We start from the raw sequence: 9,695 nt of genomic DNA on the forward strand, positions 1-9,695 counted from the left end.
GGGCCAGCCCCACTCCCGGCCGAGTCCGTAACGCAGTGATCCCCGGCAAGGGCGTGTAGTCGCCAAACCCTCGCCCTTGCCGGGGCCTCCCTCCCCATCCATCCGCGATACACGCGTGTGTCGCAGTGCAGAGAGGTCCCGCCAGCATGCCACCGCACGACCCCACCGCCACAATCCCCCGCCCCGAACCGACCACAGCCGCGCTGCCCACGTTCACCGGGTACCGCGACCTGCTCGGCCTCATACGACAGCTGTCCACGCTCGGCGGCTGCGCCCAGCCAATCGGGCTCGAAGGCCAGCGCACCGAGATCGACGGCTTCACCGGCGAGATCCTGCGCGAACTGAAGTCCAAGGAGCTGCCCGCCGGGCACCTGCTGGTCCGCTGCGGCAACCGCCGCGCCACCCGTTGCCCGTCCTGCGCCGAGCTCTATCGCCAGGACACCTACCACCTCATCGCCGCTGGCCTGCGCGGCGGCAAGAACATCCCCGACCAAGTTGGCGCCCACCCCAGGGTGTTCGCCACGCTCACCGCCCCGTCGTACGGCCCGGTCCACGGCCGCCGTACCGGCAGCTCCGCCCGCTGCCGCTGCGGACGCACCCACACCAAAGGCGACCCGCTCCTCGGCACACCGCTCGACACCGAGCGGTACGACTACACCGGCGCAGTGCTGTGGAACGCCCACGCCCCGGCCCTGTGGGCTCGCTTCATGCTCCACCTGCGCCGCACCATCGCCGCCACAGCCGGTATCCCGCAGCGTCTGCTGCATAAGGTCGTGCGGGTCTCGTACGCCAAGGTCGCCGAGTACCAGCAGCGCGGACTGATCCACTTCCACGCCGTAATCCGCCTCGACGGCCCCGCAGGCCCCTACACCCCGCCACCCGCCTGGGCCACCCCCGAACTCCTGGCCGACGCGATCCGGATCTCGGCCACCCGCGCCCACATCGACGGGCCCACGCTCAAAAATCGCACCCACTCCTTCGCCTTCGGCGAGCAGGTCGACACAAGGATCATCCGATCCGCGGCCTTCCAGGGCGGGACCACGATCACCGAGGGCAAGGTCGCCGGATACGTCGCCAAGTACGCCACCAAGGGCACCGAAGCCGCCACCGGCACCCTCGACCACCGGCTGAAGAGGATCACCGACCTCTGGTTTGAGTCCGTGCCCGAGCACGCCGCCCGCATGATTCGCACTGCTTGGGTCCTCGGCGTCCGCGACGACCTCAAGCACCTGAACCTGCGCAAGTGGGCCCACATGCTCGGCTTCCGCGGCCACTTCTCCACCAAGACCCGCGCCTACTCCACCACCCTCGGCGCTCTCCGGGCCACCCGAGCCGCCTGGCATCGCCGCCACACCCCTCCGGCCTCCCCGACCACCCTCGTCCTCGCCCACTGGGCCTACGACGGCACCGGCCTCACCCCCGACCTCGAACGTCTCGCCGCACTCATCGGTGGGGGCTCGACACGAGCAAGGGCGGTGACAGCCGGTGCGTGACGACGAACTCCTCACCGTCCCCGAGGCGATGGCTCGCCTCAAGATCGGCCGCTCCGCCCTCTACGACCTGATGCGCACCCGCCGCCTGGCCTCGCTGACCATCGGCCGCGCCCGCCGCATCCCCGCCCACGCCCTCGCTGACTACGTTCAGCGCCACCTGGAGGAGGCCGCCTGATGACCGCGCCCAAGCGCAAGAAGGCCCGCGCCAACGGCGAAGGCACCATCTACCAGCGCAAGGACGGCCGCTGGGAAGCCGCCGGCTACGTCCTCGCCGCCAACGGCACCCGCAAACGCGTCCGCGTCTACGGCACCACCCGCAAGAACGCGGCCGACAAGCTCGCCGAGAAGATCGCCGACAGCAACCGCGGACTGCCTGTCGCCACCGCCGGCAGCACCGTTGGCGACTACCTCATCTACTGGCTCGGCAGCGTCGCCGTCCACCGGCTCCGGGAGAACACCCACACCCGATACGCCGCCTGCGTCCGCCTCCACCTCATCCCCGGCCTCGGCACCAAGAAGGTCGCCCGCCTCACCGCCAAGGACGTCCGCACCTTCCTCGACCGCCTCCGCACCATCTGCCAGTGCTGCGCCCAGGGTCTCGACGCCGAGCGGAAGAGGTGCTGCGCGGTCGGCGAGTGCTGCCAGAAGCGGCTGTCCCCCTTGACAGTGACCTACGTGCACTCGGTCCTCAAGTCCGCCCTGGAACACGCCGTCCGCGAAGACGAACTGCCCCGAAATGTCGCCCGGAACGTCAAGACCACCACGCACCAGCCCAGACGCTTCCGTCCGCTCACCGCCACCGAGGCCCGCCAGTTCCTCGACGCGGCCCGCGCCGACCGGCTGCACGCCCTGTATGAACTCGCCCTCCGCACCGGGCTCCGCAAGGGCGAACTGCTCGGCCTCCACTGGGAAGACCTCGACCTCACCACCGGAACGGCCAGCATCCGGCGCTCGCTCCAGCGCACCCGCACCAGCGGCCTCACCCACCTGCCCACCAAGACCCGGGCCTCCGAGCGCCGTATCGCGCTCCCGACCGAATGCATCCACTCCCTCAAGAAGCACCAGGAACGCCAGGACAAGGAGCGAGAGACAGCAGGATCGGACTGGAGCGACAGCGGGCTCGTATTCACCACGCCGACTGGCCGGCCTCTCGACCCTGCCAACCTCACCCGCCGCTTCCGCAGCTTCCTCAACCGGGCCGGACTCCGGCGCATCCGCTTCCACGACCTACGGCACTCGACCGCCACCCTGCTGCTGGAGCAGGGCGTCGACCTCGTCGTCATCAAGGAGCTGTTGGGCCACGCCCACATCGGCGTCACAGCCGGCGTCTACGCCCACGTAAGGCTCCGCCTCCAACGCCAGGCCATCGACACCCTCGGCAACGCCCTCAGCCCCACCGACGATGACCCCGACGACCCGCCTGCCGTAGTCGTCGTCCGCTGACGTTGCCGTCACCGTTGCCGTCAAACAGCCCAGGAGCCCCACCGAGGACATGCCTCGGTGGGGCTCCTGAATTACTTACCCGCTCAGCAAGCCGGTCGCGCCAGAATCATCTTTTAGAGACTTCGACTAATTTCAGCCGGCCCAGCAATACACACGCTGGCCCGGCTCCCGTTCCTCGCGAATCAAATCAACGAGACTCTTCAAGATGAGCGAGGCGACAGGCAACTCGATCTCGATTCCGTCAGCTGATTTCTCAGCCACCCACCAAAGAGCCAACTCGTTTACTTCGGAATCCGAAGCGGCAGCGAGGGAATCCAAGAGGCCATCAGAGAGCAAGAATACCGATGCCCCCGCATCGTCTTCAGCGATCACTTCGGGAAAGTCTCGGTCCACCAGGGACTCGAATGAAACCCCTGCGAGATGCGCCTCCCAATCCAGAAGAGCCTCTTCTGCGTCAAAATTCCCGAAGGAGAGAGTACGGAATGAAGGATCAGGGCCGAGAGTAAGGGCGTCAACAGCGCCTTCCCTCGCCGCCACGAAGAACTTAACGATGCTACTCACGGACTTTGCACCTCATCGCTCCAGTTGGAAGATTGGATCCACCAGAAACGGCTAGGCCACCCGGTTGCGGAGTGGCCTAGCCGTCGTCGCCCTATCGCAGGATCATTACGATCCGGCAAGGACCTTGCACGTCACTGCCAAAGGATTCCGACGCCTGGCCCATATCTCGGGCCGTAATCGAACACATGCTGACCCCACATGCGCTGGGTCGTGAGATCGTACCAGCCAACCCCTGGAACGCTTGCGCCCGTATTGATCCAATCCGGGCCGGGCATGCCGCTGGGGGTAGAGAAGAGTTCGCGAAGCGCCGGATCGCCATCGGCTAGCGACTTCACGCGAGCATCAAGGATATTCCCCTTGATCGTATTGGCTCGACTGGGCCTCCGCGCGATTCTCGCAAGATCCTTTGCCGAATACCCGATAGTGCCGGCCTTCCATTCGGACAATGCTGTATTCGTGTGCTCAAGGAGACGCGAAGCCAGCGCATCTGGATTTGCGATGTCGCTTCCGTGCATGTCGACGACGCGACCACCGCAATTGTGAACCAGGACCGGCGTGGCCCCCGCCAGCACATAGTACGTGTGGAGGTCGTCAACGGTGAGGTTGTAGACCGCTATCGACTCGGTCCTGTGTTGAGTGACGGTGATCTGCACCCACGTGCCGGCGCTGGTCTGAAGCCATTGCCCGGCCTGAAGGTCCCCGGCATCCACCCACTGACGAAGGTCAGGCACCCAGAAGGGATGGCCATCAGTAGCAGTGACACTGCCGGTCTTCGCGCCCTTGGAGCCATCGGTGTCGATGACAAGATCGACGAGTTGTTTCACCCCTTGGCCCTTGATGAGGGCAGTCACGATACGAGCGCCGACTACATCAGTGTCTGGGTCGGCGGCCTGGACCCTATCGCCAATCTTGATGTCCTTGATCGGCTTGTGGGTGCCGTCCGCCATAAGGACTGGGGTGTCCTCGGTGAAGCTGTTACAGCCCGCCGCCCGCCCTGCACCCCTGGCCGCCACCACCATGCTCAGGTACTCGCCCATCTGGCCGAGCATGCAGCCCATCAGCGCGGCGTTGGCGACGTCGCCCCAGTTGACCTTGCGGCCGGACAAGCGCTGGAAGGCCCAGGTCAGGCCGCCGTCGATGGCGCCGTTGATGGCGCAGGCGGCGATGAGGGGGTTGTTGCCGGTGGGGTCGGTGTAGGTGGTGGGTGAGGAGAGGGCGTACTGGTAGAGGTTGGTGCCGCCGGCCTGGCCGATGGGGTCCTGGGAGATGAAACGGCCGGTTTCGGGGTCGTAGTAGCGGTTGCGGTAGTAGAGGAGACCGGTGTCGTCGCTCTCGCGACCGGTGAAGGTGTAGGGGTTCGTGGAGTCCGCACCGGTGGCGGTGGTCGTGCCGTTGGGGTCGTACGTGTAGGTGGTGGCGACGGTGCCGTCGGTGTTGGCGAGGCCGATGACCGAGCCGAGGGCGTCGGTGAGGTAGATCTGGGTGGCACCGTTCTCGGTGCGGGTGAGGTACTGGTCCAGCCCGGAGGTGGCCACGGTCGCCGCGGTGTCGCCGGAGGCGTTCTGCTCGACGAGCGGGTTGCTGCCGTCGGTGAGGAACTTGTCGGTGGTTCCGCCGATGGTCTTTGTGGAGCGGGTGCCCAGGGCGTCGTAGCCGAAGGTGCTGTTCTGGCCGGCCTTGGTGAGGCCGGAGAGCTGGCCCCGGGCGTTCCAGGTGTAATCGCGGACGCCGTCAGTGGTGAGCTGTCCGTCGGCGTCGTACGTGAAGGAGCGGCCGGCGAAGGTGGTGATGCGGTTGTCCTTGCCGAAGGCTGTGCCCGTTTCGGCGGCCGGAAGTGCGACGTTGGCAAGGGAGCCGGTCAGTCCGGTCTGCAGGGTGCGGTCGTCGCGGGTGTAGATGAGGTCGCCGATGGCGGTGGCGCCCTTGGCGTAGGTAATCGACTTGATGGTGCCGGTCTTGTCGTAGCCGGTGGTGCGGGTGATGCCGCCGGGCAGGGTGGCGGTCTTCTCCCGGCCCACCGCATCCAGTCCGAACCCGACCGTCTGGGTTCCCGTGGTGACGGAGGTGAGGATGCTGGTCTTGTCGAAGCCGTACGTGGTGGTCTGCCCGGCCGCGGTCATCGTCTCGCGACGGTCGGCCGCGTCGTAGGTGTAGGCGACGGTGCCGTTGGGGCCGGTGACGGTCTTGGGCCGGTCGTAGGTGTCGTAGGTGAAGGTCTGGTTGCCGGCCTGGGAGTCGGTGATCTGCTGCGGCAGGTCGTGCGCGTCGTAGGCGTAGGTGACGGTGGATTCGGCCTGGCCGGCGATGTCGACGCCGTACGCGGTGGTCTTGGACCTGCCGAGGAGGTCGTACGTGGCGGTGGCCACCTTGCCGCCCCGGCTCGTGGCCTTCTTCAGGAAGCCGGCCGCGTCGTACTCGAACGTGGCCTGTGCGCCCAGGGCGTCGGTGGCCGACTTCGGTCGGTCGGCGTTGTCGTAAGCCCAGCCGACCGTGTTGTTCCTGGCGTCGGTGAGGCTGGTGAGGTTGCCGTTCTCGTCGTAGTCGAAGCCGGTGGTCTGGCCGAGTGCGTCGGTCACGGTGCGGGGCTGGTTGAGCTTGTCGTAGGCGACGGTCGTGCGCGAGCCCGCCGTGTCGGTGAGTACGGAGGCCCGGCCGGCGGCGTCCGTGAACTGGGACGACACCCGGCCTTCCGCGTCCTTGACCGAGACCAGGTCACCGTTGCGGTACGTGTATTCGCTCACCGCTCCGGCGTTGTCGGTCGCAGTCTTGACCTGGCCGTCGGATGCGTAGGTGAGCGTGGTGGTGCGGCCTTCGGAGTCGGTGACCGTGTGCAGGTTGCCTTCGCCGTCGTAGCCGAAGACGGTGTCGTTGCCGAACACATCGGTCGTCTTGGTGGGCTGGTCGTACGGGCCGTCGTAGACCGCGGTGCCCGAGGGCCTGGCGTCCGCCGTGCCCGCGAGTTCGACCGACCGGGTCACGTACCCGTTGGCGTCGTACGTCAGCTCCGTGCGCCGGCCGTACGGGTCGACGACCGCGTCGATGCGGTGTTTCGGGCCGCGCACGATCTGCGTCGTCCGTGCCAGGGGCGAACCGTAGGCGGCGGTGTCCCGGACCCCGTACCCATCGGTGTCGAACTCGACACGCCGCACCGCTCCGCCCGGCTCGGTCACCTCGGCGGAGGTGACCTGGCCGGTGCCGGTCTCGGTGTAGGCGAAGGAGTACTCCGCGCCCTCGGTGAGAACCTGCTTCTTGACGCGCCCGTCCGCCTGGAACGCGTTGGTCATGTACGTGATGCCACGCGCGTCCTTGGCGGTCGCGATGCGGTTCGAGGTCCCGTCGTACGTGTACGAACTGGCTTTGCCGGCCGGGTCCGTGACCGTCTCCAGGCGTCCAGCCGTGTCGTACGTGTACGACGTGGAGCGGCCGATGTTGTCGGTCGCCTTCGTGATCCGGTGCTCGGCGTCGTAGGCCAGGGAGATCCAGCGCCCGCCGGGTGTGTCGATGCGGGTGATCTCTCCCTTCTTGCCGTCGCGTCGGGTGAGCGTGGTGGTGTTGCCGTGGCGGTCGCGGATCTCCTTCAGCGCTGCGTATTGGGGGAAGACCCAGACGGTGCCGTCACGGAACCTGAGCTGCCAGGTGGAGTCGATGTTGGTGATCTTCGAGCCCTGGAATCCCGTGGGAGTGTCGAGGGGTTCGAAAACCGCGTCGTTCCACCCCGTTCCGGCCGAGGTGCGCGTGAAGTGGATCTTCGCGCCGCCCGGCAGGTAGAGATCGACCTCCTTGTACTGCTCCTCAGAGTGCAGGAAGGCGTTGTACGTGAGGTCTCGGCCGATTCCGAAGGCCCGCTTGCGGGTGTCCCCCTGCCAGTAGGTACGGGTGATCTCCGCAGAGCCCAGCGGGTCGGAGACGGCCAGATCGGTGCGGGAATCGGTAAGCATGCCGGTGCCGAGCTGGACCGGGTCGCCCGACAGCCAGTCGATGGCGTCCTTGAGCCACGAGACGTCCCACGGGACGAGGTCGGCGATGTTGAACATGGCACCGTGGAAGGACCAGATCCGGGTCTTGGCGTCCGGCACGACCTGGCGCCCGTCCTTGGAAACCCGGCCCTTGCCGTAGACGTGCCAGCCCTTCTTCTCCGGGTCGTAGTCCATGAACTCGACCCTGGTTCCGGGGGCCTCGTGCGTGTAGTTCGGATAGATGACCTGCGCGCCCTTGGGGAACACGTAGGTGCCGCCGGGCTGCACGGTGAAGTACACGGGGACGACGCTGTTCTTGGGCAGCGGGAAGGGCGGCCGGTCGATCGGGATCGCGGTGATGCCGAGTTCGGTGACGGGCTTGCCCTTGTCGTCACGGACGACCGAGCCCTTGGGAATCCTCACCTCAAGACCGGGGATTTCGGGGGTCTTCAGGACGACCTCGGTCTTGGCCGGGGCGTCGAACGTGACCGTGTGCTTGGTGTCCAGCGGGGTCATCCACACCGGGAAGCCGAGATCGATGCTCCTGCCCGGCTCGGGCTGGACGTGAATGTCGAAACGGCCGTACTGGCGCTGGGCCGTGTTCGCGCTCGAACCGTCGACCACCAGCGTCGTGGTGCTGTCGCTGATTCCGGCGAGCAGGAACCGGCCCTTGCCGTCCGTGCGCGTCGAACTGCCGCCGGCACTGACCGAGACCCGGGGCAGAGGCGTGCCGTCGAGCTTGAGAACGCGTCCGGTGAGTGCCGTTCGGCCGGGCGGTGCCCTCAACCGCTGAGGAGCCTTCGGGGCGGCTCCGCGCGTGGTGAGCCAGTCACGGCCTGCCAGTTGGGCTTTCCCGGGCTTCCAGGCGTCGGGGCCTTCGGGGAGCACGGACGGCTGCGCTGTCGAGGGTGCGGCCTTGGCGGTGGAGGTGGGCGTCGATGAAGTGGGGGCCAGCGTTCCTGTGGTCTTGATCCCCAGACTGATCGTGCCGGTCGCCAGTCCGTACGGATCGGCGGTCACGGTGTAGACGCCGCTGGCGGGAAGCTTCGGGAGAGCGGTAGTGAGGGTGGTGGCGCCCAGATAGCGCTCGTCCACCAGGAGCTTGCCGTCGGGCCCACGGACCGACAGGTACCAGGCGAAGGGGGGTGCGTCCAGGGCGAGGGTGAGCAGTTGGTCCTTGGCGCCGGTGAACGTGAACCGGCCGTTCTGGCCGACCTCTGTGATGGCTGCGGAGACTTTGGCACCGCCGACCGTCAACGCCCCCGCTATCAGGTCGGGGACGAGTGTGCCGCTGATGGTGACAGGAGCGGTGATGGCTTGGTCGGGGTTCACCAGTACCCGGTGGGTGCCTAGGGCGAGGGCACCGCGCAGGTCCACTTCGCCGCTTCCGGCGGTGTACGTCGAGGCGTTGTCGTCAGCGACGCCGTTCGGTGTGATCAGGGCAATGGTGGCGCTGGTGGACGTCCCGCCGGTAAGGCGCATCGCTGCACCGTCTCCGGTGGCTGCGGTGTAGACGAACTCAAAGGGTTGCCCCGGACGTGCCGTCGTACCTTCGGTCGGGCCGGCGGCGGTCGGCTCGCCGACGAGAAGTGGCGTGGACAGCCAGAGCGTCAGGTCTCCGGTTGCTGCCTGGGAGGGCTGGAGTACCAACGTGTAAACCGCTCCGGGAGTCAGACCCGTCATGTACTTGGTACCGGAGGCCTTGCCCAGGATGGATCCCAGCTGGGTCTGCGTACCTGACGGGCTGACTACGTAGACACCTGTGCTCTTGGCGACACTGTTCCCCGTGATCGCGAAGCCGAGCACGGCGGAGTCCGGTGCGGTGAATTCTGCTTGGACGCGCTGCCCCGGACGAAGCAAGTGCGCGGTCGCGGAGGCACCGTCCAGCGCAGCCGTGACGTGTACGTCCGTGGACAGAGTCGCATTCAAAGACCCTGTCCCGGCCTGAAAGGGTTCGAATGCGACCTGATAGGTCCCCGTTTCGGGGAGATCGGCCAAGCCGACAGCGGCATCCGTGCCTGCGGAGACGAACTGTCGGTCGACCAGGGTCTTGCCGGATGGTGCGAACACGGATACGTAAAGGGTCTTCGTGAAGGTGTTCCCCGTCATGCCCACCGACAGGTCGTTGCCCGCCGCGGCCGGGGCCGACCCCCGGGGCGGTTTGCCCGCACCGTCAAACCCAACACGCGCCGTCGCCCCCACCCGGGGCAGCGGCACCGGTAAGTCGGCGGCCAGGGTGTCG

The 9,695-nt window shown here is 67.1% G+C and carries 5 protein-coding genes; 3 read left to right on the forward strand and 2 right to left on the reverse strand.

What is annotated here, in order from left to right:
• Positions 1 to 146: 146 nt before the first annotated feature.
• From ACFVDM_RS33715 to ACFVDM_RS33725, 3 genes are read left to right on the forward strand one after another with little or no spacing between them, the layout of a single operon-like run.
• Positions 147 to 1,493 (forward strand): replication initiator, encoded by a 1,347-nt coding sequence (locus ACFVDM_RS33715; protein ID WP_383649499.1) that lies wholly within the window; start codon positions 147 to 149, stop codon positions 1,491 to 1,493.
• Positions 1,486 to 1,668 carry a helix-turn-helix domain-containing protein gene (locus tag ACFVDM_RS33720; protein ID WP_383649503.1) on the forward strand — a complete coding sequence of 61 codons (183 nt, stop codon included), beginning with the start codon at positions 1,486 to 1,488 and terminating at the stop codon, positions 1,666 to 1,668. The genes ACFVDM_RS33715 and ACFVDM_RS33720 overlap by 8 nt, the downstream gene beginning before the upstream one ends.
• Complete coding sequence (locus ACFVDM_RS33725; protein WP_383649507.1) at positions 1,668 to 2,936, forward strand: tyrosine-type recombinase/integrase; 1,269 nt, start codon at positions 1,668 to 1,670, stop codon at positions 2,934 to 2,936. Before ACFVDM_RS33720 ends, ACFVDM_RS33725 begins: the two co-directional genes overlap by 1 nt.
• 132 nt (positions 2,937 to 3,068) lie before the next feature.
• Here the strand turns inward: ACFVDM_RS33725 and ACFVDM_RS33730 are convergent, their stop codons facing one another.
• Entirely contained in the window at positions 3,069 to 3,497 is a 429-nt protein-coding gene (locus ACFVDM_RS33730; RefSeq protein WP_383649510.1) for a hypothetical protein, read from the reverse strand.
• Between the two features lie 131 nt (positions 3,498 to 3,628).
• Positions 3,629 to 9,523 carry an RHS repeat-associated core domain-containing protein gene (locus ACFVDM_RS33735; protein ID WP_383649515.1) on the reverse strand — a complete coding sequence of 1,965 codons (5,895 nt, stop codon included), beginning with the start codon at positions 9,521 to 9,523 and terminating at the stop codon, positions 3,629 to 3,631.
• Positions 9,524 to 9,695: the final 172 nt, after the last annotated feature.

This window comes from Streptomyces sp. NPDC057682, assembly GCF_042799575.1.
Classification (GTDB): Bacteria; Actinomycetota; Actinomycetes; order Streptomycetales; family Streptomycetaceae; genus Streptomyces.

Bases quoted from the DNA above. Each gene is read 5' to 3' on its own strand.
- ACFVDM_RS33715 (WP_383649499.1), top strand. From the start codon at position 147: ATGCCACCGCACGACCCCACCGCCACAATCCCCCGCCCCGAACCGACC.
- ACFVDM_RS33725 (WP_383649507.1), top strand. From the start codon at position 1,668: ATGACCGCGCCCAAGCGCAAGAAGGCCCGCGCCAACGGCGAAGGCACC.